We start from the raw sequence: 25773 nt of genomic DNA on the forward strand, positions 1-25773 counted from the left end.
CGTCTCTGGTCTGAGCTCCGCAAGCGGACCCGGAGGCCCGCGCTGCGAGGACATGGCCAACCAATCGCGGCAGGGGAGGTTCCGACTCTCGTTGAGCTAGAACGTCGCTGTCCACAGAGTTTCCGGGATCACCAACAGATGAGACCCAGGATCTCGATAAATTAGGATAATCTAGGTCGGTCTTCTTTCGTACATTGTCATGGAGATAAAGGGGTCGTTGTAATGGGACACCTTGACGCTCTCTTGCTACCGCTCCGGCCGTTTGTCGCGCGCTGCTAAATATAGGCGGAAGCCAGCTCCGGTGAATGCGACAGGGCATGGGCAAGCACCTCCAGCGATTGCGTGATCTCGGCGCGGCCGGCGAGTCCTCCAAGGCAGATCCGCACCGCTTCAGGCGCTTCTCCCGCGGCGAGGAAGGCGTCGCTCGCCACAGCGCCGATTCCGGCTGCGCGCGCCTGGCTCGCGAAGGCCGAACGGGTCCAGCCTTCGGGCAGGGACAGCCAGAGGTGGAAGCCGGCGGGGTCGGCGGTCACGCCGTGCCGCCCCAGCATCCCGGCGGCGATGCCCTGGCGAACCCGGGATTCCGAGCGGACGAAGGCCAGGATCGCCTCTGCGGTGCCGTCATTGATCCAGCGCGTCGCGAGAGCCGTGGTGATGGGGGAGGCCATCACCGTCGATGCGCGCAGGGCGGACGTCAGTTGGAGTGCCGCGCGGGCACTGGGGGCCAGCATGTAGGCGAGCCGCAGGCCGGCACCGAGGCACTTGGCGAGGCCGGCCACGTGATAGGTGATCTCCGGCGCAAGGCGGTAGAAACTCGCAACCGGAATCATCGGCACGAAACCGTAGGCGTCGTCTTCGATGATCGCCACGTTGTAGCGTCGCGCCACGGTGACGATGGCCTCGCGTCTCTCCGGCGAGATCGTGATCGTGGTCGGGTTCTGCAGGGTCGGGTTGAGGTAGAGCGCCTTCGGCGCATGACGGGTGCAGGTGGCCGCGAAGGCCGCGGCGTCGATCCCTTCGCCATCCATGGGCAGGCCGACGAGGCGCAGGTTGAGATGAGCGGCGAGCGCCCGCGCGCCGGGATAGGTCAGCGCCTCGCAGCAGATCGTGTCGCCGGGTTGCGCCACGAGGCTCATCACGGCTCCGAGCGCCGCATGGGCGCCGGGGCAGATCAGGAGTCGGTCGCGAGGCGCGTCGAGGCCGCGGCGGCGCAGCCATTCCACCGCCGCGTCCTTGTCGTCCGGCGTCCCGCCGAAACCCTGGTAGCGCAGCAGATTGGCGAGATTCTCCGAGACCGAGGCGAGGCCGCCCCTCATCCGCTCGAGCAAAGCGGGGTCGTCGGGTTCCGGCGGCAGGTTCATGGTGAAATCGACGGGGCCGTGCCGGCGCTCCGGTGCCGCCCTCGGCTGCGTGACGCGGAGCGCCGGTTCGGCGACGAAGGTCCCCTGGCCCACCCGCGCTTCAACGAGCCCCCGGCGCTGCGCCTCCACATAGCCGCGCGCCACGGTGGTGAAGTTCAGGTCCAGCCGCTCGGCGAGGACGCGCTGGGGCGGGAGACGCTCCGCGACGGCGAGACGCCCGGTCCGGATATCGTCGGCAATGGCCTCGACGATGGCGAGGTAATGCGGCTTGCCCCAGCGCTGGAGGTCCGGCGTCCATCCCTCCGGCGAGACGAGGAGAGGCAAGGTCGGCCGGGCGGACTTGGCCGATCGCTGGCTGTTGGTCATCGCGAAACCGATCAATATCCATTCAATCCGGTATTGTATGGAAAGCAACCGCCATGCCGTGATATACCGTAAGGTTCTGGATCTGAATTTCCGGTCAATGCATTCAAATATATGGTGAGTATAGTTTTCATTGTGTCGAGTATGTATGCATCCAATGCCCGCTTTTTAAGCGATCGGCACGCTGGCCAGAGCCTTCGCATTCGACTGACATTGACCGCATGATTGACTGTATCCGTCAGCGCGGATTTGGCTGGATCGAACTCCACCGGTTGCTGGCATGCGGTTTGCCATCTCCTCATCAGCCGTCGCTGCTCGTGATCGCGGCGGATATCGAGATGACGGGGAGTATTTGCGATGCCAGCCGTGACCGCCGAGCACCATAAGAAGGGCGATTACTTCGTGGATTACGAAGAGAAGGTCTTCGAGGACGTGAAGGCCGAGCCGGGCCAGAAGGCCCTCGTCACCTTCCACACCGTGGCCTTCGAGGGCTCCATCGGCTTCGTGAACCTGCTCCAGGCGACGCGGTTGCTGCGCAAGGGCTTCGAGACCTCCGTCCTGCTCTACGGGCCGGGCGTGACGCTCGGCGTCCAGCGCGGCTTCCCGACGCTCGGCGACGAGGCCTTTCCCGGCCACATGAACATGAACAACCAGATCGTGAAGTTCCTCTCCGAGGGCGGTAAGGTCTATGCCTGCCGGTTCGCGCTGCAGGCGCTCTACGGCCATGGCGAGCCCTCGCTGATCGAGGGCATCCGCCCCATCGCCCCCACCGACGTCCTCGACCTGGTGCTGCTGCACAAGCGCGACAACGCCGTGGTCATCGACACCTGGACGGTCTGAGGCCGTTCTGACCCTCCCCCTCTGTGGTGGAGGCGGGAGAGGGGCGACCTCTCCAGAGATGGCGCTCCCCTCTCCCGACCCACTTCGTGGGCCACCCTCTCCCGCAGAGGGGAGAGGGAATGCTCGCGGACCATGGCGAACAGGGAACAGGCCGATGTCCGAGTCACGCATCGTGCGCGCCGCCGCCGTCCAGATTTCCCCGGATCTGGAGCGGCCGGGCGGGACGCTGGAGAAAGTGCTCGCCGCGACAGACGAAGCGGCGGGCAAGGGCGCGCGGTTCATCGTGTTCCCCGAGACCTTCGTGCCGTACTACCCGTACTTTTCCTTCATCGCCCCGCCGGCGGCGCAGGGGCCCGAACATTTGCGCCTCTACGAGGGCGCGGTGACCGTGCCGGGGCCGGTGACGCAGGCGGTCTCGGCCGCCGCGCGCCGGCATGGCGCGGTGATCGTGCTCGGCATCAACGAGCGCGACCACGGCTCGCTCTACAATGCGCAGCTCATCTTCGACGCCGATGGGACGCTGCTGCTCAAGCGCCGCAAGATCACGCCGACCTACCACGAGCGCATGATCTGGGGTCAGGGGGACGGTGCCGGCCTCACCGTGGTCGAGACGGCGGTGGGCCGGGTCGGGGCGCTCGCCTGCTGGGAGCATTACAACCCGCTCGCCCGCTACGCCCTGATGGCGCAGCACGAGGAGATCCACGCGGCCCAGTTCCCGGGCTCCATGGTGGGTCAGATCTTCGCCGACCAGATGGAGGTGACGATCCGGCACCACGCCCTGGAGGCCGCCGCCTTCGTCGTCAACGCCACCGGCTGGCTCACCGAGGCGCAGATCGTCAAGATCTCTCCCGACGAGCGGATGCGCGGGGCCCTGCGCGGCGGCAATTGTACGGCCATCGTCTCGCCGGAAGGCAAGCACCTCGTCCCGCCAATGACGGAGGGCGAGGGCATCCTCGTCGCCGACATGGACATGGCGCTGGTCACCAAGCGCAAGCGGATGATGGATTCGGTCGGCCATTACGCCCGCCCCGAACTCCTCAGCCTCAACCATGACGCACGTCCCGCCCGCACGGTGGTGACCACGCCCGCATCGGACATCCCGCATCCCCGGAGCACCGACCATGAGCGACTCTCCGCTGCTGACCTCCCCGGCCGCTTCCTCGCCGGTGCCGTCCCCGGTCTACCAGGGGATGCCGACGGAGCACCTGATCAACGCCCTCCAATCCTACGGAGTCAGGTTGGCTGACACCCGCGCCGGGGTCGCCAGCCGCCGGGGCGGGGCCGGCCCTTCCGACCACAAGGCGATGACCATCGCCGGCCGCACCGTGATGGTGCCGGTCCATACCGCGGGCGCCTTCGACTCGCCCTACCTCGTGCGCCGCCCCGATGCCGACGGGTCGAGCCTCATCGAGCATGACGGCACCGTGATCGGTCGGGTGACGTTTCCGGGCAAGCCCCGGTTCTACGGGCTCCAGACCCTCGACGGGGTGCCCTATTCGAAGATCGCCGTGCTGCACGGGCGCGACGTGCTCGCCACCACGGTGCTGCAGACCTGCATCCGCTACCAGAGCCGCACCAAGACCTGCCAGTTCTGCTCCATCGGACAGTCGCTCGCGGCCGGGCGAACCGTCGCCCACAAGACGCCGCAGCAACTCGCGGAGGTCGCCCGCGCCGCCGTGCTCCTCGACGGCGTCAAGCACATGGTGATGACCACGGGCACGCCCAACGCCACCGACCGAGGGGCGGCAGTGCTCTGCGAGAGCGCCTTCGCGGTGAAGGCGGCGGTGGACCTGCCGATCCAGGCCCAATGCGAGCCTCCCGATGACGACCGCTGGTTCGCTCGGCTGAAGGCGTCGGGCGTCGATGCACTCGGTCTGCATCTCGAGGCGGTGACGCCTGAGGTCCGGGCGCGAATCATGCCCGGCAAGGCGAGCGTGCCGCTGGACCGCTATTTCGACGCTTTCGCCGCCGCCGTTCCGGTCTTCGGCAAGGGCCAGGTCTCGACCTATATCCTCGCCGGGCTCGGAGACACGACGGAAGCGATCCTCGCCATGGCCCAGCGCCTGATCGGCATGGGAGTCTACCCGTTCGTGGTGCCGTTCGTGCCGATTTCCGGCACGCCGCTGGAGGACCATCCCGCCCCCTCGCCGGATTTCATGCATTCCGTGCTCAAGCCGCTCGCGGCGATGCTGGTGGGGGCGGGTTTGCGCTCCACCGACATCAAGGCCGGGTGCGGCCGCTGCGGCGCCTGTTCGGCCCTCTCCACCTACGAGCGGTGAGCTGGACGATGTTCGAGCCCGTCCCCGCCTACCGGTCGAGCCATTTCCGGATCAAGTTCGCCACCGCGCCCTGGGAGCGGAACGGAACGGCCGCCCTGCGTCGCCAGGTCTTCTGCGTCGAGCAGGGGATCTTCGAGGGCGACGACCGCGATGCCATCGACGCGGCGGCGGTCCCGATCTGCGCCCTCTCGACCCTCGGCGGCGCGCCGGATGCCGTCGTCGGCACCGTGCGCATCCACGAGACCGCCGACCGGCCCGGCGAATGGTGGGGCTCGCGCCTCGCGGTGGCGCGGGATCACCGCCGGATCGGTGCCCTCGGCGCCGGCCTGATCCACGTGGCGGTGGCCTCCGCCCATGCGCGCGGATGCACGCGCTTCCTCGCCCATGTCCAGAGTGCCAACGCGGTCCTGTTCGAGGCTTTGCATTGGACGAGTCTCGCCGAGATCGAACTTCATGGACGGCCGCATCACCTGATGCAGGCCGATCTCGCCCATTACCCAGCCATGACGGACCCGGAGCGCGGCCTCGTCACCCTCCTGAAACAGGCGGCGTGAGCATGGGCCAGATACAATCCCTCGCCGAGATCGCGCGACATCTCCGAGACGGGCGCGGCCTCGCCCATAAACGCGACATCGACGCGGTGATCGGGCGGCTCGGCCTGGGCGACCGTGCGCTCGCCGTGCCCCTGGGCGACGATTGCGCCGCGATTCCCGATGGCGACGGCTACCTCCTCCTCGCCATCGAAGGGTTCATGGACGGGTTCGTGGCCGCCGATCCGTATTTCGCCGGCTTCTGCGGGGTGATGGTCAATGTCAGCGACATCGCGGCCATGGGCGGACGCCCGATCGCCGTGGTCGACGCCCTGTGGAGCCGCGACCAGGCCCATGCCGACCCCATGCTCAGGGGCTTGCGGGCGGGGGCGGAGACCTTCGGCGTGCCCATCGTCGGCGGCCACAGCAACACGCGCAACGCGGGCGAGCATCTCGCCGTGGCCATCCTGGGCCGTGCGAAGACATTGCTCACCAGCTTCGACGCCCGGCCCGGCGACAGCCTCGTGGCGGCGATCGACCTGCGCGGCGCCTTTCGCGGTCCGCACCCCTATTGGGACGCGGCCAGTGCCGCACCGGCCCTTCGCCTGCGCGGCGATATCGAACTGTTGAGCGGCATCGCCGAGGACGGGCTCGCCAAGGCGGCCAAGGACATCAGCATGGCCGGCCTCGTCGGTACGGCGCTGATGCTGCTCGAATGCTCCCGCGTCGGCGCGTCGATCCGGCTGGACCGCATCCCGCGCCCCGAGGGGATCGACCTCGTTCGCTGGCTCACCGCCTTCCCGAGCTTCGGCTACCTGCTCAGCGTTCCGCCCGGGAATGTCGAGGCGGTGCTGGAGCGCTTTACGCAGCGGGGGATCGCGGCCGCCGCCATCGGCGGCATCGATGCGAGCCGTGTCGCTACCCTCGCCGACGGTGAGGACGAGGCCGTCATCTGGGATTTCGCGGCCGGTCCCCTCATCGGTTGCGGGCAAGGGGAGTGACGCGAATGGGTGAGCCGCTTCGCATCGCCATCCTGGCGCATTCCACCAATCCGCGCGGCGGGGTGGTCCATGCCCTGGCCCTCGGCGAGGCGCTCGTCGCCCTCGGCCACGAGGCCGTGGTCCATGCGCCGGACCCTTCGGGCAGCGGCTTCTTCCGCCGGGCCGCCTGCCCGGTGACCTCGGTCGCCGCGCGGCCGGTCTCGGGCTCCACGGTGGAGCTCGTGCGCATCCGCATCGAGGATTACCTGCGCCATTTCGCATCGCCGGCGGCCTGCGACTACGATGTCTTCCATGCGCAGGACGCCATCAGCGGCAATGCGCTTGCCACCCTCGCGCGCCGCCGCCTGATCCCCGGCTTCGTGCGGACGGTCCATCATGTCGACCTCTTCTCCGACCCCCAGCTCGCCTATTGGCACGACCGGGCGATCTTCGACGCCACCGCCCTCCTGTGTGTGAGCAGCCTCTGGCAGGGCGCACTGACGCGGGATTACGGTCTCGACGCGCTCAATGTCGGCAACGGTGTCGATACCGGCGCCTTCGGTCCCGCGCCGGGGGAGGGGGATGCGGCGCTCCGTGCGCACTGGGGCCTCGGTGACGGTCCCGTGCTCCTCAGCGTCGGTGGGTTCGAGGAGCGCAAGAACACCCTCGCCATCATCGAGGCCTTCGCGCGTTTGAGGGGTGAGCGACCGGACGCGCAGCTTCTCGTCGTCGGCGGTGCCTCGCTTCTCGACCATTCCGGCTACCAGGCCCGGTGCCGGGCCGCCCTCGACCGGAACGGCTTCACCCTCGGCCCCGGCCGGGCGGTGGTGGAGACGGGACCGGTGCCGCAGGCGGCGATGCCCGCCTTCTATCGCCTGGCCGACGCTCTGGTCTTCCCCTCGCTGAGGGAGGGCTTCGGCCTCTGCGTGCTGGAGGCGATGGCGAGCGGAACGCCCACCCTCGTGTCCGAACGGCCACCCTTCACGGAATATCTGACGACCGGAGACACCGTGTTCGTCGATCCCGAGGACGAGGGAGCGATCTTCAACGGCCTGCGCGCTGTCCTCGAACCGTCCCTTCGCAGCCGGCTGATACGAGCGGGACTCGCGGTCGCCGAGGCCCATTCCTGGCGCGCCTGCGCCGAGAAGCACGAGTCCGCCTATGCGGCGCTCGCCGCCCGCAAGCAGGAGATGTCGGATGCCTGAAATGCATTTCCACGTGCGCTGGCCGGATGGCCGGCGCGAGACCTGCTACTCGCCCTCCCTCGTCATCAAGGACCATTTCGGAGTCGGCGAGACCTACGCCCTCGACGAGTTCGTCGCCCGCAGTCGGACGGCGCTGACCATCGCCAGCCAGCGGGTGGAAGCGCGCTACGGGTTTCCCTGCAGCCTCGCCCTCGGGCAACTCGCGCGGATCGAGGCCGGCGCCAGGGCGCTCGCCGCGTTGCCCGATGCCCGCGTGCGGGTCGAGGCCTTCGAGGAATAGCGGACCGAGCCTGAAGGACGCCCCATGGACCAGATCCTGACGCCCCCCTCGCACCATTCCGTCATCGTCGTCGGCGGTGGTCAAGCCGGATTGTCGATGAGCTATCAGCTCCGGCAGCACGGCATCGACCACATCGTGTTCGAGAAGAACACCATCGCGCATGCCTGGAAGACGCAGCGTTGGGACAGTTTCTGCCTCGTCACGCCGAACTGGCAATGCCAGCTGCCGGGCTTCCCCTATCCGGGTGCCGAGCCGCATGGATTCATGCCGAAGGACGAGATCGTCCGGTACATCGAGGCCTATGCCCGGGCGATCGAAGCCCCCGTGGCAGAGGGGGTGACCGTCACGTCGATCCGCCGCCGCGCGGGCGGCGGGTTCGCCGTGGCCACGAGCGGTGGCGATCACACGGCCGACCAAGTGGTGATGGCGATCAGCGGCTATCACGTCCCGTCGATCCCGGCCTTCTCCGCGCGGCTGCCCGCCGGATTGCGGCAGATCCACTCCTCGACCTATCGCAATCCGGGTCAGATGGCGGACGGTGCGGTGTTAGTGGTGGGCTCTGGCCAGTCCGGCTGCCAGATTGCCGAAGATCTTCATCTGGCGGGCCGCAAGGTCCATCTCGTGGTCGGCAGTGCGCCGCGCTGCCCGCGCACCTATCGTGGGCGCGACGCCGTCGATTGGCTCGCCGATATGGGCCAGTACGACCTCCCCGTGGAGAACCACCCGCTCAAGGAGGATGTCCGGCGCAAGGCCAACCACTACCTCACCGGCCGCGACGGCGGCCGCGACATCGACCTGCGCCGTTTCGCCCTGGAAGGCATGAGCCTCCACGGCCGTCTCGACGCCATAGACGGGCCGGTGCTGCGCTTCGCCGATGATTTGGGCCGAAACCTCGACAACGCGGATGCGGTCTATACCGGCATCCAGGGTGCCATCGACAGGCACATCACCGCCAAGGGGATCGATGCTCCCGAACAGCCGCATTACACCCCGCTCTGGGCGCCGGGACCTCACGCGCCGAGCCTCGATACCAAGGCGGCCGGGATCGGCAGCGTGATCTGGGCGACGGGCTTCCGCGCCGATTACAGCTTCATCGACGCCCCCGCCTTCGACGGGCGCGACTTGCCGATTCACACGCGCGGCGTGACCCCGGTGGATGGGCTCTACTTCGTCGGCCTGCCCTGGCTCCACACCTGGGGCTCCGGCCGCTTCTCCGGCATCGCGCGGGATACGGAGTATTTGGCGGAGCGGGTGGTGGAGAGGGGGGCGAAACGCTCTGTCGCGGAGCCCCTTTCGATGGCGAGTTGAGGCAACAAAAACCGCCTCCGTCGAGTCACCCGGACCATTGCGTACGGTCCGGGTGACTCAGCATCTACTTACAGTTCGTCTGTTGGATCACCCGATGATCTTGTCGATGGTGATCGGCAGATCGCGGATACGCTTGCCGGTTGCGTGGAACACCGCGTTGGCGATCGCGGCGGCGGTGCCGACGATGCCGATTTCGCCGAGGCCCTTCACGCCCATCGGGTTGGCTTTGTCTTCCTCCTCCACGAAGATCACGTCGATGTCGTGGATGTCGGCATTCACCGGCACGTGATACTCGCCGAGATTGTGGTTCATGAACCGGCCGACCGCGTGGTCGAGCATCGATTCTTCCTCCAGGGCTGATCCGATCCCCATCACCACGCCACCGAGGATTTGGCTGCGCGCGGTCTTGGGGTTGATGATCTTGCCCGCCGCGATGGCGGACACGATCCGCGTGAGCCGGACCTGGCCGAGTTCCTCGTCGATCTTCACCTCGGCGAAGATGGCCGAATGCGTGTAGGAGGCGAACTCCTTCGCGTGCCCGGCATCGGGCCCCGCGCTCTCCGTGGCCTCGACCTTGTCGACGCCCGCAGCCGCCATGGCCTCCACCAGCGAGACGCTGCGCGACGGATCACCCGCCACTTCGATCCGCCCGCCGGTGAAGACGACGCGTTCGAGATCGACATTGGCCAACGGTGAATCGTCCATGGCGCGGGCCATGGCGAAGACATCCGCCGCGATCTTTCGGCAGGCCTTCATCACCGCCGTGCCGGACGAGGCCGCTGTCCACGAGCCGCCCGCGACGGGGGCTTCCGCCAGATCCGTGTCGCCGAGCTTCGTCGTCACGTCCTCCATGGGCAGGCCAAGGGCATCGGCCGCGATCTGTGTGAGGATCGTATAGGTGCCGGTGCCGATATCCCCGGTGGAATTGCCGACCACGAGCTTGCCGTCGGCGGTGAGCGTGGCCTGCGCCGAGGATTTCTGCATCAGGGCTTCCCACACGCCCGTTGCCATGCCCCAACCGACGAGTTCCTTGCCGTCGCGCATGGAGCGTGGCTCGGGATTGCGCTCCGACCAGCCAAACCGCTCGGCGCCCTGCTCGTAGCAGGCGCGCAGGGATTTCGAACCGAAGGGCTTGCCCTCGGTCGGGTCCCTATCGGTGTAGTTCTTCAGGCGCAGGGCGATCGGGTCCTGCTTCGTCGCGTAGGCCAGTTCGTCCATGGCGATTTCGAGGGCGAACACCCCGGTCACCGCCCCCGGCGCGCGCATGTCGGAGGGCGTGAACGTGTCGATCTGCGTCAGTCTGTAGTCGAGGGCGACATTTTCGCAGCCGCCGTAGAGGATCGCCGACCAGTTGACGACGACCTCCTGGTAATCCTCGAACCGCGAGGTACCGGACAGGGCTTCGTGACGGAGCGAGAGCAGCTTGCCTCCTTCGTCGGAGCCCAGCGAGATCGTCTGGCGCACGTCGGGGCGATAGCTCATCGTGAACATCTGGTCGCGGGTCAGCACCACGCGCACCGAGCGCTCCAGTTCGCGCGCGGCCATTACCGCGAGGAAGAGCTGGTATTGCGGGCGCAGTCCGAGGCCGAAGCCACCCCCGAGATACGGGTTGAGCACCCGCACCTTGTCCTTGTCCATGCCGAACACGCCGGCGATGTAGCCCTGGCTGTTCGAGACGCCCTGGATCTTGTCGTAGACGGTGATCCGGCCATCGCCCTCCCACACCACCGTGGATGCGTGCGGCTCCATCGGGTTGTGATGCTCGACGGCGAGCGTGTAATCGTTGCGCAGCCGCACTGGGGCGGACGCGAAGGCACCCTCGGCATCGCCCCATGGCTCTGGCGGCGGCTTGATCCCCGCGCGCTTCATCGGCGGTACGTAGCCGAACTCGCGCTGGCGCTCGACATCGGTGAGGGGCTCCTCGACCTCGTAGGCGACCTTGATCAGCGACGCGGCATAGCGGGCAGTGTCGAAATCCTCTGCGACGACCAGCGCAACGGGCTGCCCGCTGTAGAGGATCTTGTCATCGTAAAGGGCGCGGAACGGCGAGCCAGGGGGCGCCACGGCGTCTTGGTAATTGTAGTCGAGCCACGCCGTGCGCGGCCGGTTCTCGTGCGTGAAGACTTTGACGACACCGGGGACGGCCTCCGCCGCCGCTGTGTCGATGGCGGTGATGCGGCCCTTGGCGATGCCGCCGGAGACGACGTAGCCATGGGCGAGATCGGCCGCGGTGAATTCGCCCGCGTATTTCGCGAGGCCAGTGACCTTGGCAGGGCCGTCGACGCGACTGCGCGCGGTGCCGACGAAGCTGTCCGTGCCGGTGGAGGAAATGCTGTTTGCCATGTCTGGACGGGTCCTCAGGCGATGCGCTTGTCGGATTGCGACTGCGGCGTGCCGGCCGCGGCCTGGCTCAGGCCGCGGATGATGGCGCGCCGGGCGAGTTCGACTTTGAAGCCGTTCTCGGATTGCGGCTGAGCCTGACGGATGACGATGTCGGCGGCGGCCTCGAACGTCTCGCGGGTGGCGGGCTTGCCCTTCAGGGAGCTTTCCGCCTCCGCATTGCGCCAGGGCTTGTGCGCGACGCCGCCGAGGGCGAAGCGCGCCTCGGTGATCGTGTCGCCATCGCGCTTCATCACGGCGGCTACCGAGACCAGGGCGAAGGCGTAGGAGAGCCTGTCGCGCAGTTTCAAGTAGGTGTGGTGGGCGCCGAAATCCTCGTCCGGCAGATCGACGGACAGCACGATCTCGTCGGCCGCGAGGGTGGTGTCCCGCTGCGGCTCGTCCCCCGGCAGGCGGTGGAACTCACCGAAGGGAATGATCCGCTCGCCCGCTGGCCCGGTGACCCGTACCATCGCGTTCAGCGCCGCAAGGGCCACGCACATGTCGGACGGGTGGGTGGCGATGCACTTGTCGCTCGTGCCGAAGATGGCGTGGATGCGGTTGACCCCGCCGATTGCCTGGCAGCCGGTGCCGGGATCGCGTTTGTTGCAGGGCATCGCGTCGTCATAGAAGTAATAGCAGCGGGTGCGCTGGAGCAGGTTGCCGCCGGTGGTGGCGGCATTGCGCAACTGGCCCGAGGCACCGGCCAGAATCGCGCTCGACAGGAGCGGATAGCGGCTCTTGATCCGCTCGTCATAGGCCACGGTCGCGTTTGTCACCAGGGCGCCGATGCCTAGGCCGCCATCGCGCTCTTCGATGGCCTCCAAGGGCAGGCGTGTGATGTCGACGAGGCGTTCGGGCCGCTCGACATTGTATTTCATCAGGTCGACGAGGTTGGTTCCGCCGGCGATGAAGCGGGCATTGGCGGCGGAGCCGATGGCCCGCACCGCCTCCTCGACCGTGGTCGGGCGGACGTAATCGAAGCGGTTCATCGGGCGGCTCCCGCGTGCATCACGTCTTCGATGGCATCGACGATGTTGGTGTAGGCTCCGCAGCGGCAGATGTTGCCGCTCATGGCCTCGCGGATCTCCTCACGCGACGTGGCGTGACCTTCCGAGATCATGCCGGCGGCCGAGCAGAGCTGACCGGGGGTGCAGTATCCGCACTGGAAGGCGTCGCGCTCCACGAAGGCGGCCTGGAGCGGATGCATCGCGCCGTCCTGGCCGGCGTGTCTGGCCAGCCCCTCGACGGTGACGATCTCGGCGCCGTCCTTCATCACGGCGAGCGCGAGGCAGGAATTAATGCGCGTGCCGTTCACCAGCACGGTGCAGGCGCCGCACTGGCCGTGGTCGCAGCCCTTCTTGGTGCCGGTGAGGTCGAGCTCCTCGCGCAGCAGATCGAGGAGTGTGGTCCAAGGAGCCACCTGGAGCTCACGCACCTCGCCGTTGATGGTCAGGCTGATGCCGATGGCGGCTGGCGCCCCGGGTGATCCGCTGTCGATGAGCATGGGCATGTCCTGAGGGATCGGGACCGGTGAGATGCCGGCCGGGTTTCTCGAATGGCGATGCGGCCGCGGGGGGAAGATCTTCCGCGCCCCACGCCCACCCACTCAATAACCGTTCCAAATTGAGCCTGTTCCCCGGGAGGGTGTTTCCGCTGGTGAGAAGGATGTCGGGCGCCACCGGGCTGGTTCGAGGCGCCGCCGCCGGATGAGCGCCGATTCGCCGGATCTGATAGTTCGAACGGGCGTGCAGGCTCAGATGCGCCGTCGGCTCAGCGATGCAGATGCCGTCGTCGATACTCCGCAGGCGTTGTCCCTACGCGCCGCATGAAGGCCCGCCGGAGGGTGTCGGCGTCGAGGAACCCGCAAGCGCTCGCGACCTGCTTGAGAACGATGTCGTCCGTTTCCAGAAGACGCCGGACAGCTTCGATCCGGACGTTCTCCACGTAGGCGGCGGGTGTCAGTCCCGTCTCGGTCCGAAACAGGCGCGCGAAATGGCGCGGACTCATTCCCGCACGCGCCGCGAGCTTCTCGACCGCGTGATCCTGCGCGGGATGCGCAGCCACCCAGCGCTGCACCTCCTGCAAGGCCGATCGGCCGGCCGGTGCACTGAGCCCGCGTCGGCTGAACTGCATCTGCCCGCCGCCGCGTCGAAAAAACATCACGAGTTGGCTGGCGACCCGGCGCGCGATCTCCGCGCCAAGATCTTCTTCGACGAGCGCCAGCGCGAGGTCCAGTCCCGCGGTGACCCCGGCCGCCGTCCTCAGCGGACCGTCGAAGAGGCAGATCGCATCGGGCTCGACCGACGCCTCGGGGTAGCGCGCCGCCAGCACTTCCGCCACGGCCCAATGCGTCGTCACTCTCCGGCGGTCCAGCAGGCCGGCCTGACCGAGCAGGAACGCCCCGCTACAGACCGAACCGTAGCGCCGGCACTGCGTCGCGACTTTCGCGAGCCAGTCCAAGAGGCCGTTGTCGACGCCCGCCTCGTGCATGCGAGGCGCTCCCGCGACCAGCAAGGTGTCGAAGCGAGTCGGGTCGGTGCCGGGAGCGACGAGATCCGCCACGAGACGCCGTCCCGACGACGTCAGAATCGTATCTGCGGCCGTTCCGACGATGGCGAGATCGTAGACATCCTCGCCGCTCTGGACGTTCGCCTCGGCAAAGACGTCGAGCGGGCCGGCCACGTCGAGCAATTGGACCCCGGGAAGGGCGAGGATGGCGACGAGTCGGGGCACCATTGGGGCTCCGTGGCTGAGGATGCATGAATAATGGCAGGAAATGCCGCTACACGATGATTGATGCCATCAAGGATGTCTCGTAGCTCGTTGGGAGGCTCAGCACAAAGGAAACCCGCTCATGAGCATTCCCACCTTGGCCACCATTCCAGACAGCAAATTGGCCCGTGCCGTCACTGAGTTCGTCCGGGACACGGAAACCGAACTCCTCTTCAATCATTCGAGCCGGGTCTACCAATTCGGCGCCTTGGCAGGCATCCGCCGCGATCTGAGCTTCGACCGCGAACTTCTCTACGCGGGAGCGATGTTCCACGACGTTGGCCTGATGCCGGACCACAGCAGCGCGGAGGAGCGCTTCGAGGTCGACGGCGCCAATGCGGCGCGCGACTTCCTGGCAGCGCACGGAGTACCGGAGGCGGATGTCTATACGGTCTGGACCGCCATCGCGCTGCATACGACGCCGGGCATTCCGGTCCACATGCATCCGGTGGTGGCACTCGTCACGGCCGGCGTCGAGATGGATGTGCTTGGTCTAACCTACGAAGAGTATTCGGACGCCGAGCGTGAGGCGGTTGTGTCGGCTTTCCCTCGGACGCCCGACTTCAAAGAGGATATCGTCCAAGCCTTCTACGACGGCATCCGACACAAGCCGGGTACGACGTTCGGCAATGTTAAGGCGGACGTCATCGCCGACAAGGAGCCCGGCTTCCACAAGGGCAACTTCTGCGAATTGATCCGTCGCTCGCGCTGGCCCACCGGCGCCCATGCCCCGGGATGCGGCTGCGCTGATCGTGGCTGAAGCGTGGACCCTCGCGGCGAGCGGTTACGTTCTCATCCCGTGTCGCACCTGAAGGTCCGATAGTGGCGTCGTTCGGTGAGGGATCGGGTGGGGCGCCGCAAACCGCATCCCGACGAGCGGGGTCCCGGCATATCATTCGTCAGGTGCCGATCATGCGAGCCCAAACGCTCCTCGATGACCGGAACACGGTTCCGGAATCGTAAGCCCCCTGACCTTCCTGCATGTCGAAAGTCGTCCAGCCCGGTTTGCAGCCCTGAACGGCAATGTCGGTGGTTTGCGCCCACCCATCCCCTCGGCTAACCCTGTCGCCATCCCCGCTTGCCACAAGGACGCGCGATGGCCGCCCTCGACCCGGTTCTCAACGATATCGACCGCGACCTCGATAATGCCCTGGAGCGGCTGTTCGCCTTCCTGCGGATCCCTTCGATCTCCACCGATCCAGCCTATGCCGGGCATTGCCGCGACGCGGCGCAGTGGCTCGAGGGCAATCTGACGGCGCTCGGGTTCGAGACGGCCATCCACGAGACATCACTGCATCCGGTGGTGCTGGCGCATGCGCCGAAACCGGGCAAGCCGCACGTGCTGTTCTACGGCCATTACGACGTGCAGCCGGTGGACCCGCTGAACCTCTGGGCGACGCCGCCCTTCGAGCCGCGCATCTCGGTGAACGCCAACGGCGAGAAACAGATCGTGGCGCGCGGCGCCTCGGACGACAAGGGTCAGGTCATGACCTTCGTCGAAGCCTGCCGCGCCTTCATCGCCATGGAGGGCGAGCTACCCTGCGGCGTCACCCTGCTGATCGAGGGCGCCGAGGAGAACGGCTCTCAAGGATTGCCGGAATGGGTCGCGGCCAACCAGGAGAAGCTCGCGGCGGATATTGTCCTCGTCTGTGACACGAGCATGTGGAACCCGACCACGCCGGCCATCACCACGTCGCTGCGGGGCCTCGCCTATTTCGAGGTGAAGGTCACCTGCGCCGACCGTGACCTGCATTCGGGTTTCTTCGGCGGCGCGGCGCGCAACCCGATCCACGTCCTGTCGAAGATCATCGCCGACCTGCACGACGCGGATGGAAGGGTGGCCCTGCCGGGCTTCTACGACGGCGTGCGCGAGACGCCCGCGGACATCCTGGAGCAATGGCGCGGGCTCGACTTTACGGCTGACAAGTTCCTCGGCCCCATCGGCCTGTCGGAGCCGGCGGGTGAGCGCGGCCGCATGCTGATCGAGCTGATCCAGTCGCGCCCGGCCTGCGACGTCAACGGCATCATCGGCGGCTATACCGGCGAGGGCACCAAGACGGTCATCGCGGGAGAGGCCAGCGCCAAGGTCTCGTTCCGCCTCGTGGACGACCAGGACCCGGAACAGCTCGCCCGGACCTTCGAGGCCTTCGTGCGCGAAAGAATCCCGTCGGACTGCTCGGTGGAGGTGATCTGCTACAAGGGCAGCCGCGCCATCAGCCTGCCCTTCGACATGCCCGAACTGGACATCGCGAGGGGGGCACTCGCCGAGGAATGGGGCGTTCCCGCTGTCACCATCGGAGCGGGCGGCTCGATCCCCATCGTCGGCGACTTCAAGCGGCTGCTCGATCGCAACACGCTCCTCATCGGCTTCGGCCTGGATGACGACCGCATCCATTCGCCCAACGAGAAGTACGATCTCAGGAGCTTCCACAAAGGCACGCGCTCCTGGGCGCGCATCCTGGCGGCATTCGGGGCGAAGGAAGCGTAGGCGAGAGACTGCCCCATCTACTTCGCGAAGCGGGGCGAGACAGCGCCCCGCTCTCCGCGCGACGCGAGGCGTCAGCCTCGCATCTTGGCGTCGATCCAGCCCCAGAGTGCGCGGATCTCCCCGGCGGCCTGTCCCTGGGGCGCGTATTCGGTGACGCCAAGCCCCGCCGCCACGGCGTCCTGGTGGTCGACGCGCTGGACGATCCCCGGTTCTGCCAGGACGCCGAGGCCGCGCAGCTGCGCCGCATAGGCGTCGGTGCGCGCCGAGGGCGGAGGCGGGCATTGATTGAGCACGAGCGCCAGACGGCTCCGCATGCCGAGGCCAACGAGGGCCTGCAAGGTCGGCCGGGCGGCCACGAGGTCGAGCCGCGACGGGCGCACCGGGACCAGGACGAGGTCGGCGGCGCGGAGCGCGGGGGTGGCACCGGTGGCGGCGCCGGCGGTATCGATCAAGACCAGCGTCGTCCCGTTCTCTGACGTCTGGTCGAGGATGTCGGGCAATTGCCCGATCTCCCAGGCCTGGATGCGGTCGACCGTGATGCCGTTCTGGCGGCGCAGGGCGCCCCATCCCATCAGCGAGCCCTGCGGATCGAGGTCGTAGGCGACGACGCGCTCGCCGGATTCCGCGGCCGCGACGGCGAGCGACGCCGCCAGGGTCGTCTTGCCGGTCCCGCCCTTCTGAACGGCCACGGCCATGACGCGCATCCGCCGGTCTTCGGCGGAGGAGACGGTCGTCACGCCGGGAAGCCGGACGACCTGGGGTGACGATGGGCAAGCATCCGCATTCTCTCCCTCGTTCCGGGGCGACCCGCTCCCACCCGAAGCGGGAAGCGCGGCCGACCGCTTTCTCCGGGGCTCAGAACCGTCCGCGGCGCTGCGCGTCGAGGCTCCAAGGACCGGCGCCCGCGGCGGCGAGGTAGAGGAAGAGGAAGCAGAACAGAATGGACGCGTCGCCGCCATTGAGGGCCGGGAACGGGCTCTTTGGCGCATGGGCGATGAAATAGGCGAAGGCCATCTGGCCGGAGAGGATGAACGCCACCGGCCGCGTGAACAGGCCGAGGATGATCATCGCACCGCCGACGATTTCGAGGATCGCCGCGAACCAGAAGAGCGTGAACAGGGCCGGTGCGCTGCCGCCGCCCATGCGCACGGGGAACCCGAACAGCTTCTGCGTGCCGTGTTCCAGGAACAGCACCCCGGCGACGATGCGCAGGATGCTGAGGAGCCGGGGGGCCCAGGTGGCCGAGATCGCGTTGAGGTTCATGCGGGCGACAGTCTCCGACGGGGCGGCCGCTTTTACGGCCAAGCCTGCGCAATCAGCACGAAACCGGGGCCTGCGTCGACTCGTCCTGCGCGAAAAAAGGCAACGCGGCCCGATGAGCCGCGATGCCTTTACCAGTTCGCGTCGATGCTGCGCCGGCTACGGCTCCTTGAAGCCGTAATCAGGCACGCCTTCCTCGTTGCCGTAATACTTGTAGGGCAGGAACTTGCCCGAGAGGTTCATCTTCACCCGGTCGCCCTTGTTGTTGGGCTCGCGCTCCATCGTCATGTTGAAGTCGATGGCCGACATGATGCCGTCGCCGAACTCCTCCTGGATCAGCTCCTTCCAGGTGGTGCCGTAGACCATCACCAGCTCATAGAACCGGTAGATCAGCGGGTCGGTGGGCGGCATCTGCGCGATGGACCCGCGATAGGGCGCCTCGTTGAGCATCCGCTCCTCCGATTCCGTGAGGCCGAACAGCTCCGCCGCCTTCTTCGCCTGGGCTTTCGGCAGCTTCATCTGCCCCATGCAGGCGGCGGTGATGAGGATCGGCGAGATTCCACCGATCTCGTCCTGGATATGCTTCCAGGTCCAGCCCTTCTCGCGTTTGATGTCGAGAAGCTTTTCCGTGAGGCCTTCGCGCTTCATGTGAGTTCTCCGATGGATCGAGACACGGGGGTGAGGGGCGGCGCGTGAGTCTGCGAGGCGCGGATCTACGACGCGGCAGGGACAGCAATCGGCTTCGGCTCGTCCGCACCAGGCCGCACCACGGGCGGGTGGCGCTGGTCGTAGCCGGCGGGCATGGCGTCCCGCAGGCTCTTCGAGCGGCTGACGAGGAAGTCCATCAGGTGGTTGCGCAGGGCGTAGTAGCCCGGCGCGTGATGGAGGTTCGCGCGCTCGCGGCGCTTGGGCAGCGGGTTCTCGACGATCTCCGCCACCTTGGCCTCGGGACCGTTGGTCATCAGCACGATGCGGTCGGCGAGGTAGATCGACTCGTCGACATCGTGGGTGATCATGAAGACGGTCTGGCCGGTCTCGATGCAGATGCGGCGCACCTCGTCCTGCAGGGTGCCCCGCGTGAGCGCGTCGAGGGCCGAGAACGGCTCGTCCATGAGCAGGATCTTGGGCTCGATGGCGAGTGCCCTGGCGATACCGACACGCTGCTTCATGCCGCCTGAAAGTTCTGAAGGGCGCTTATGCTCCGAGCCGGCGAGGCCCACCGTGGCGATGGCCTTGCGGGCACGCTCCTCCACCTCGGCGCGGGACGCCTTGCGCCAGCGCGAGGAGACCGCGTAGGCGACGTTCCCGAGCACCGTTCGCCAGGGCAGCAGGGCGTGGCCCTGGAAGATCACGGCCCGGTCGAGGCTGGTTCCCTCGATCGCCTGCCCGTCGACGATGACGACGCCCTCGCTCGGCGCCTCCAGCCCGGCCAGGATGTTGAGCACCGTGGTCTTGCCGCAGCCGGAATGGCCGATCATGCAGACGAACTCGCCCCGCCGCATGGGCAGCCACAGGTTCTCGAACACGGTGTTCTGCTTGCCGCCGGGCGCGGGATAGCGCCGGGCGATCCCCTCGATGGAGATGAATTTTTCGGAGGACGACATGCGGCTGGTCCCGGCGGCGGGGTCGGGAGCGGTACTTGCGAAGCGCCGCGCGAAGGGAATGAGCTTGCTCATGGGCGCGACCTCACTCGGGGAAGGTGACGAGACGCTGAGCGCGCGCCAGCAACTGGTCGAGGATCATGCCCACGAGGCCGATGACCAGGATCGAGACGATCACATTGGTGATCGAGAGGTTGTTCCACTCGTTCCAGACGAAGTAGCCGATGCCGGTTCCACCCACGAGCATCTCGGCCGCCACGATGACGAGCCAGGCGATGCCGATGGAGATGCGCATGCCGGTGAGGATGGTGGGCGCGGCCGCCGGCAGGATCACCGTGAAGGCGCGCCGGATCGGCCCGACCTCCAGGGTCCGGGCGACGTTCAGCCATTCCTTGCGCGTCCCGGCGACGCCGAAGGCGGTGTTGATCAGCATCGGCCAGAGCGAGCAGATGAAGATCACGAAGATCGCCGACAGGCTCGAATCCTTGATCGTGTAGAGGGCGAGGGGCATCCAGGCGAGGGGCGAGACCGGCTTCAGCAGCTGGATGAAGGGGTCGAGCGCCCGTCCCATCAGCGGCGACATGCCGATGAGGAAGCCGATGGGGATGGCCACCAGCACCGCGAGGCCGTAGCCCAGCGCCACGCGGCCGATGGAATAGGCGAGCTGGATGCCGAGCCCCTTGTCGTTCGGACCACGGTCGTAGAACGGGTCTCTGAGGTGCTTCCAGGCCGTGGCCGCGACGTCGAGGGGGCCCGGCATCGCCGACTTGCCGGTGGTGGCGCTCGCACCCATGAGGGCCGCGTATTCCGGGTCCATCGCCTCGGTCTTGGCGACCCCGCCCACCGCGATCTGCCAGAGCAGCAGGAAGGCGGCGAGGACGGCCAGGGAGACGATGCCGGCGCGGAGCGAGAGGGAGGCCTTCATGGCTCAGCCCGCCCGCTTGATCGAGAAGGAGTTCAGGTACTCCTCGGGTTTGGCCGGATCGAAGACCTTGCCCATCACCGAGAAGGATTTCGACGTGGCGGTCGGCGGAGTGAGGCCGGCCTCCTTCATCAGTCTCGCGGCGTCGGTGGCGAGATAGACCTTCTCGGCCACTGCTTTGTAATCGACATCGCCCTTGATCTGACCCCAGCGCTTCATCTGCGTCATGATCCAGACCGCGAAGGACGACCACGGGAAGGCGTCGAAATCGACGCGGTCCGGCACCTTGCGAACATTGCCGAGGCCGTCGGCGAAGGTTCCGGTGAGCACCTGCTCCACCACCGTCACCGGCTGGTTGAGGTAGTTGGCCGGCGCGATCTGCGCGGCGATCTCCTTGCGGTTCTCGATCTTCGAGGCATAGGCCGTCGCCTCGATCACCGCGCGGAGCAGGGCGGCGTAGGTGTTCGGGGTCTGGGTGACGAAATCCTGCGAGGCCGCGAAGGCGCAGCACGGGTGCCGGTCCCAGATCTCCTTCGACAGGATGTGGATGAAGCCGACGCCATCATAGACCGCGCGCTGGTTGACCGGGTCGGGGGCGAGGAACCCGTCGATGTTGTCGGCCCGCAGGTTGGCGACCATGTCCGGCGGCGGGACGGCGCGGATCTGCACGTCGGTATCGGGGTCGATCCCGGCCTCCGCGAGGTAGTAGCGCAACAGGTAATTGTGCATCGAATAGTCGAAGGGCACCGCGAGCTTGAAGCCCTTCCAGCTCTTCGGGTCGCGCCTGTCCTTGTGCTTCATCGCCAGGGTGATCGCCTGGCCGTTGACGTTCTCCACCGCCGGCATCGTGTAGGGGACGGGGTTGGATCCGACGCCGAGGGAGATGGCGATGGGCATCGGCGCCAGCATGTGGGCGGCGTCGTATTCCTTGTTCAGGGTCTTGTCGCGGATCACCGCCCAGCCGGCGGTCTTCACCACCTCCACGTTCAGCCCCTGCTTCTCGTAGAAACCCATGGGTTTCGCCATGATGATCGGCGTGGCGCAGGTGATCGGAATGAAGCCGACCTTGAGGTCGGTCTTCTCGGGCTTCGCCCCTTGCGCGAAGGCCTCGGCCACGAATTTCGTGGGCAAGAACTGGCTCACGGCGGCCAGCGCCGTCGCCGAGCCGACGCTCCTGAGGAAGGCGCGCCGCTGGGCATCCTCGGGGAACAGGGCCCGCATCACCGCGCCTTCGATGGCCCGAGTGATCGCGGCGTCGCCGGACGGAGCTTCGGCATCGTGCGCGGCTTGATCGCGATGGTTTCCGCAGGAGCAGCCCCCGCGCTTCAAGGTCAGCCGGGCGTTGAACGGATCGTCGAAGAGCGCCATGTCGCGGACCTTTCTGCGGAGACTGTCTCCTCATGGCAAACGCTGTGCCATCCACGGTTCCATTAAAGATCACAACCGGAACAATGGTTTGAGAGATAGACGAGCATTACGAAATATCGTCGATTACGGTTTTTCGTGACGCATGCTACGAGATATCGTGATGGAAAACTCAGTCGCGCCGCCTGCTTCGGCCTATGGCCCCGCCTTCGACAGGGCGGCGGAGGCGATGCTGGTGCTCGATCCGGTGGCCGACGAGATCCGGGACGCCAACCCAGCCGCCGCGCGGCTGCTCGGCTACGATCCCGATGTCCTGCGGGGCATGCGCGTCACCGGCCTTCATCCCGACCAGGTGCCGACGCTGATCGTCTTCACCCAGGCCGTCCAGGCGCGGGGCCGCGATTGGACCCACGCCCTCTCGCCGAGGCACGCGGAGGGGCACGGCCTCCATGTGGAATATAGCGGGACGATCCTGCCGGGCGAGCCGGCGCTCCTCCTCGTCAGCCTTTTCGACCTCGACGAGCGACGCCGCCGCCTCGTGGATACGGAGGCCGATGCGCATATGCGCGCCGGCCTGACCGAGTGGCAGCGGATGGAGCGGATCTTTCGCGATATCGAGCGCGAGAACCAGCTGATCCTGCGCGCGGCCGGCGAGGGCATCTACGGGGTCAATGCCGAAGGCATCACCACCTTCATCAACCCGGCGGCGGAGCGCATGCTGGGCTGGGACGCGGCCGACCTCGTCGGGCGCGACATGCATGCCACCGTCCATCACAGCCACCCGGATGGCTGCCATTACCCGCATCAGGATTGCCCGATCTATGCCGCCTTCCGCGATGGGGCCGTGCATCAGGTGGATACCGAGGTGTTCTGGCGCCGAGACGGCACCCCGATCTTCGTGGAATACACGTCGACGCCGATCCGCGACCGGGGCCGGCTCCTCGGCGCGGTCATCGTGTTCCGCGACATCAGCCAGCGGCGGGAGGCCGACGAGCGCCTGCGCCAGGCCCTGGCGGAGGTCGATTCCCTGCGCCAGCGCCTGGAACTCGAGAACGCCTATCTGCGCGAGGAAATCCGCGAGGGCGGGCACCACCAGGGCATCATCGGCCGTTCTCCGGCCATCGAGGCGACCCTCCGCCAGATCGACCTCGTCGCCGGCACCGACGCCACCGTCCTCGTCACCGGCGAATCCGGCACCGGCAAGGAGCTCATCGCCCGCGCCATCCACGAGGCGAGCCGCCGCCGGGACCGGCCGCTGATCCGGGTGAATTGCGCGGCGATCCCGCGTGAACTGTTCGAAAGCGAGTTCTTCGGCCACGCAAGGGGCGCCTTCACCGGGGCTCTGCGCGACCGGGTCGGGCGCTTCGAACTCGCCGATGGCGGCACCCTGTTCCTCGACGAGGTCGGCGAAATTCCCATCGACCTGCAGGGCAAGCTCCTGCGCGTGCTGCAGGAGCGCCAGTTCGAACGGATCGGCGAGGAACGGACCCGCCTCGTCGACGTCCGTCTCGTGGCCGCCACCAACCGCGACCTCAAGGCCGAGGTGAAGCGGGGGCGCTTTCGCGAGGATCTCTATTTCCGCCTCAACGTGTTTCCCATCGCGGCCGTGCCCCTGCGCGAGCGGACGGAGGATATTCCCCTCATCGCCCAGCACTTCCTGAAGGGCGTGGCCCGGCGGCTCGCCATGCCCGACCTGCGTCTCACGGAAGGCGATGTCCGCCGCCTCGCGCGCTACGACTGGCCCGGAAATGTCCGCGAGCTGGAGAACATCGTCGAGCGGGCAGCGATCCTGGCCGTGCGCGGGCGGTTGCGGTTCGACCTGCCCGAGGCCGAGAGCCCTGGTCCCCTCGAGGGCAGGCGCCCGCAGGGCGAGGTCTCACCTGGCCTCACCCCCGCCACCGAGGCCGAGCGAAGGGCGCGCGACCGGGCCGATATCTCCGCCGCCCTGGTCTTGAGCAAGGGCCGCGTCTTTGGGGCCGGAGGGGCGGCCGAACTGCTCGGCGTCAAGCCGACGACGCTCGCCTCCCGCATCAAAGTGCATGGCCTGACGGGTGTAGGCCGCTCTAACGACAAAGCTCGGTTCTAGTCGATAAACTCGTCCTGCGTGTATCTCGGATGGTTCGAGTTGTTGATGTAGGATATTGAATCGAATTTTCTCGATTGTGAAAGCTTCGCTTGAAGAGTCGCCAGCATAAAAGTGCTCAACACAAAAAGGGATGTGATGAGCGAGAGGCGGTCGGAGGCGCGATACAAGGTCATCCTGCCAGCTCTTTGCTGGGGGCGGCATCGGCAGAATTTTTATGCGGTCACCGACGATCTCTCTTCGGACGGCATTCGTTTCAAGTCATCGGTCGTGCCCGCCGTCGATGAGCGACTGACCTGCAGTATCCGCCATGCCGGATCCCTCGAAGCCATCGTCGTTCGAGCGGAGGCCGCTTCCTTCGCCATCCGCATTCTCAGCGCCGACCATCCCCTCGGGCTCGTGGTGCAGAGCCTCCTCAGCGTCGCCAAATCGCAGAATCCACAGCCCCTGGTGACACGCATCCATCCGCGTATCGTGCCGGAGAGTCAGGACGTGCTGGTCACGACCGAGGCCGGATCGATGCTGCCCGGCCGTGTCATCAACATCTCGGCATCGGGTGTGGCCGTTTCCATGGAGGAGCCCCTCGAAGTCGGCACGCTGATCGTCATCGGAAACACCAGAGCCAAGGTCGCCCGTCGGTTCGACAACGGCATCGGCGCGTCCTTTCTCTCGCCGCTCCAGGCAGGCGCGGTGGGCCCGCATATCGTGCTCTGATCGCGGTCTCAGGGCTGTACGGCGGCGCCGTTCGACCAGGGTGCCGCCGCGAACCGGCTTGTCAGGAAGGCGATGAGCGCAAGCACGCGGGCCGGGCGCGGGTCTCCCGGCGGCGTGACCAGATGCAGGGCGATGGGCGGAAGCTCCCATCCATGCAGCACCCGTTCGAGTCGCCCGGCCCGAAGATCCTCCCAGACCATGAAATCCGGTTGGACTGCGAGGCCGAGCCCGGCGCGAAGGGCGGGAGCCAGGGCGTCGGCATTGTTGGCCCGCAGCGGCCCGGCGGGAAGGATGACCGCCTCCTCGCCCTCGCGGCTCGTGAAGATCCAGCGGTCCGGGCTCGGCAGATAGGCGTAGCCGAGGCAGGCGTGGCGGGCGAGATCGCGCGGATGCTCCGGCCTGCCATGCCGGTCGAGATAATCCGGCGACGCAACGAGGGCGCGGTTCACAAGGCAGAGGCGCCGCGCCCGCAGGGAGGAATCCGCCAGCGCGGCGATGCGCAGGCCGATATCGAAGCCCCCGCCCACGAGATCCACGAGGGCATCGCTGAAATGGAGGTCCACCGAGACCTCCGGATACTGACTGAGGAAATCCGGAAGGATCGGGGCCACGTGGAGGATCCCGAACGACATGGGGGCGGCCAGCCTCACCATGCCGCGCGGAACCGATGACGAGGCCGTGGCCTGGGCTTCCGCCGCTTCGCCCTCCGCGAGGATGCGCGCGGCGCCGTCCCGCGCCGCATGGCCCATCTCCGTCAGGGCGATCTTGCGCGAGGTCCGGTGGAACAGGCGGCTACCGATCCGGGCTTCCAGGCGAGTGATCGCCTTCGAGACCGTGGCCTTCGACAGCCCGAGTTCATCCGCCGCCCGCCCGAAGGACCCTCTCTCGGCAACCTTCGCGAAGATCGCCCAGGCTTCGAAATCCGGCAGTTTCATAGGCGCATTTCCAGAAACGATAGGTTTCCATCGTTTCTGTTTTCATGCGGCATGCCAAGCCCCAGATTGTCGTCATCACGAAGCGGCGCGGTGGCCATCCACCGG

General features: G+C 67.2%; 24 protein-coding genes. 12 read left to right on the top strand and 12 right to left on the bottom strand.

Annotation, left to right across the window (positions count from 1 at the left end; translation table 11 throughout):
* Positions 1 to 275: 275 nt before the first annotated feature.
* Positions 276 to 1727, bottom strand: coding sequence for an aminotransferase-like domain-containing protein (locus ACYQML_RS07480; RefSeq protein WP_461235175.1), 1452 nt, complete (start codon positions 1725 to 1727; stop codon positions 276 to 278).
* 354 nt (positions 1728 to 2081) lie between these two features.
* On the opposite strand from ACYQML_RS07480, the gene ACYQML_RS07485 reads away from it, so the two are divergent.
* The 8 genes from ACYQML_RS07485 to ACYQML_RS07520 all read left to right on the top strand — a co-directional run bounded on the left by ACYQML_RS07485 (position 2082) and on the right by ACYQML_RS07520 (position 9146).
* Positions 2082 to 2564 carry an MSMEG_0572/Sll0783 family nitrogen starvation response protein gene (locus ACYQML_RS07485; RefSeq protein ID WP_056427869.1) on the top strand — a complete coding sequence of 161 codons (483 nt, stop codon included), beginning with the start codon at positions 2082 to 2084 and terminating at the stop codon, positions 2562 to 2564.
* Between the two features lie 154 nt (positions 2565 to 2718).
* Entirely contained in the window at positions 2719 to 3810 is a 1092-nt protein-coding gene (locus ACYQML_RS07490; protein WP_461235176.1) for a Nit6803 family nitrilase, read from the top strand.
* A complete protein-coding gene (locus tag ACYQML_RS07495) occupies positions 3755 to 4843 on the top strand; it encodes an MSMEG_0568 family radical SAM protein (RefSeq protein ID WP_461235684.1) in 1089 nt (362 codons plus the stop codon). Before ACYQML_RS07490 ends, ACYQML_RS07495 begins: the two co-directional genes overlap by 56 nt.
* An 8-nt stretch (positions 4844 to 4851) precedes the next feature.
* Positions 4852 to 5397: an MSMEG_0567/Sll0786 family nitrogen starvation N-acetyltransferase gene (locus ACYQML_RS07500; RefSeq protein ID WP_461235177.1), complete on the top strand. Its 546-nt coding sequence runs from the start codon at positions 4852 to 4854 to the stop codon at positions 5395 to 5397.
* A gap of 2 nt (positions 5398 to 5399) precedes the next feature.
* Positions 5400 to 6374 carry a sll0787 family AIR synthase-like protein gene (locus tag ACYQML_RS07505; RefSeq protein ID WP_419952947.1) on the top strand — a complete coding sequence of 325 codons (975 nt, stop codon included), beginning with the start codon at positions 5400 to 5402 and terminating at the stop codon, positions 6372 to 6374.
* A 5-nt stretch (positions 6375 to 6379) separates the two neighbouring features.
* Complete coding sequence (locus ACYQML_RS07510) at positions 6380 to 7558, top strand: MSMEG_0565 family glycosyltransferase (protein ID WP_461235178.1); 1179 nt, start codon at positions 6380 to 6382, stop codon at positions 7556 to 7558.
* On the top strand, positions 7551 to 7838 hold the full coding sequence (locus tag ACYQML_RS07515) for an MSMEG_0570 family nitrogen starvation response protein (RefSeq protein WP_461235179.1): 288 nt from the start codon (positions 7551 to 7553) through the stop codon (positions 7836 to 7838). Before ACYQML_RS07510 ends, ACYQML_RS07515 begins: the two co-directional genes overlap by 8 nt.
* A 24-nt stretch (positions 7839 to 7862) precedes the next feature.
* Positions 7863 to 9146: an MSMEG_0569 family flavin-dependent oxidoreductase gene (locus tag ACYQML_RS07520; RefSeq protein WP_461235180.1), complete on the top strand. Its 1284-nt coding sequence runs from the start codon at positions 7863 to 7865 to the stop codon at positions 9144 to 9146.
* A gap of 87 nt (positions 9147 to 9233) precedes the next feature.
* Here the strand turns inward: ACYQML_RS07520 and ACYQML_RS07525 are convergent, their stop codons facing one another.
* From ACYQML_RS07525 to ACYQML_RS07540, 4 genes are all read right to left on the bottom strand, one after another.
* The gene (locus tag ACYQML_RS07525) at positions 9234 to 11489 is read right to left on the bottom strand and encodes a xanthine dehydrogenase family protein molybdopterin-binding subunit (protein WP_461235181.1); all 2256 of its coding nucleotides are present in this window, start codon (positions 11487 to 11489) and stop codon (positions 9234 to 9236) included.
* Between the two features lie 14 nt (positions 11490 to 11503).
* Positions 11504 to 12517, bottom strand: coding sequence for an FAD binding domain-containing protein (locus ACYQML_RS07530; RefSeq protein WP_461235182.1), 1014 nt, complete (start codon positions 12515 to 12517; stop codon positions 11504 to 11506).
* Positions 12514 to 13032, bottom strand: a complete 519-nt coding sequence (locus ACYQML_RS07535) for a (2Fe-2S)-binding protein (RefSeq protein WP_056428587.1) — start codon at positions 13030 to 13032, stop codon at positions 12514 to 12516. Before ACYQML_RS07535 ends, ACYQML_RS07530 begins: the two co-directional genes overlap by 4 nt.
* A gap of 266 nt (positions 13033 to 13298) precedes the next feature.
* Positions 13299 to 14264 carry a GlxA family transcriptional regulator gene (locus ACYQML_RS07540; RefSeq protein WP_311275858.1) on the bottom strand — a complete coding sequence of 322 codons (966 nt, stop codon included), beginning with the start codon at positions 14262 to 14264 and terminating at the stop codon, positions 13299 to 13301.
* 118 nt (positions 14265 to 14382) lie between these two features.
* Here ACYQML_RS07540 and ACYQML_RS07545 point away from each other — a divergent pair, with 118 nt between their 5' ends.
* On the top strand, positions 14383 to 15060 hold the full coding sequence (locus ACYQML_RS07545) for an HD domain-containing protein (protein WP_461235183.1): 678 nt from the start codon (positions 14383 to 14385) through the stop codon (positions 15058 to 15060).
* Positions 15061 to 15396: 336 nt separating this feature from the next.
* The gene (locus ACYQML_RS07550) at positions 15397 to 16788 is read left to right on the top strand and encodes a dipeptidase (protein WP_461235184.1); all 1392 of its coding nucleotides are present in this window, start codon (positions 15397 to 15399) and stop codon (positions 16786 to 16788) included.
* 71 nt (positions 16789 to 16859) lie between these two features.
* Here ACYQML_RS07550 and ACYQML_RS07555 read toward each other — a convergent pair whose 3' ends face one another.
* The 6 genes from ACYQML_RS07555 to ACYQML_RS07580 form a co-directional block, all read right to left on the bottom strand.
* Positions 16860 to 17492 (bottom strand): nucleotide-binding protein, encoded by a 633-nt coding sequence (locus ACYQML_RS07555; protein ID WP_311275958.1) that lies wholly within the window; start codon positions 17490 to 17492, stop codon positions 16860 to 16862.
* A gap of 151 nt (positions 17493 to 17643) precedes the next feature.
* Entirely contained in the window at positions 17644 to 18051 is a 408-nt protein-coding gene (locus tag ACYQML_RS07560; RefSeq protein ID WP_056427822.1) for a DoxX family protein, read from the bottom strand.
* A 156-nt stretch (positions 18052 to 18207) separates the two neighbouring features.
* A complete protein-coding gene (gene cynS / locus ACYQML_RS07565) occupies positions 18208 to 18696 on the bottom strand; it encodes a cyanase (protein ID WP_461235185.1) in 489 nt (162 codons plus the stop codon).
* Positions 18697 to 18761: 65 nt separating this feature from the next.
* Positions 18762 to 19724, bottom strand: a complete 963-nt coding sequence (locus tag ACYQML_RS07570) for an ABC transporter ATP-binding protein (protein ID WP_461235186.1) — start codon at positions 19722 to 19724, stop codon at positions 18762 to 18764.
* A 10-nt stretch (positions 19725 to 19734) separates the two neighbouring features.
* Complete coding sequence (gene ntrB, locus ACYQML_RS07575) at positions 19735 to 20574, bottom strand: nitrate ABC transporter permease (RefSeq protein WP_056147646.1); 840 nt, start codon at positions 20572 to 20574, stop codon at positions 19735 to 19737.
* A 3-nt stretch (positions 20575 to 20577) separates the two neighbouring features.
* Positions 20578 to 21939: a CmpA/NrtA family ABC transporter substrate-binding protein gene (locus ACYQML_RS07580; protein WP_461235187.1), complete on the bottom strand. Its 1362-nt coding sequence runs from the start codon at positions 21937 to 21939 to the stop codon at positions 20578 to 20580.
* Between the two features lie 160 nt (positions 21940 to 22099).
* On the opposite strand from ACYQML_RS07580, the gene ACYQML_RS07585 reads away from it, so the two are divergent.
* Both ACYQML_RS07585 and ACYQML_RS07590 read left to right on the top strand, forming a co-directional pair.
* A complete protein-coding gene (locus ACYQML_RS07585; RefSeq protein WP_461235188.1) occupies positions 22100 to 24022 on the top strand; it encodes a sigma-54 interaction domain-containing protein in 1923 nt (640 codons plus the stop codon).
* A 135-nt stretch (positions 24023 to 24157) separates the two neighbouring features.
* Complete coding sequence (locus ACYQML_RS07590; protein WP_461235189.1) at positions 24158 to 24733, top strand: PilZ domain-containing protein; 576 nt, start codon at positions 24158 to 24160, stop codon at positions 24731 to 24733.
* Between the two features lie 8 nt (positions 24734 to 24741).
* Here the strand turns inward: ACYQML_RS07590 and ACYQML_RS07595 are convergent, their stop codons facing one another.
* On the bottom strand, positions 24742 to 25668 hold the full coding sequence (locus ACYQML_RS07595) for a LysR family transcriptional regulator (protein WP_461235190.1): 927 nt from the start codon (positions 25666 to 25668) through the stop codon (positions 24742 to 24744).
* Positions 25669 to 25773 lie beyond the last annotated feature (105 nt).

The organism is Methylobacterium sp. CM6244 (assembly GCF_054817885.1).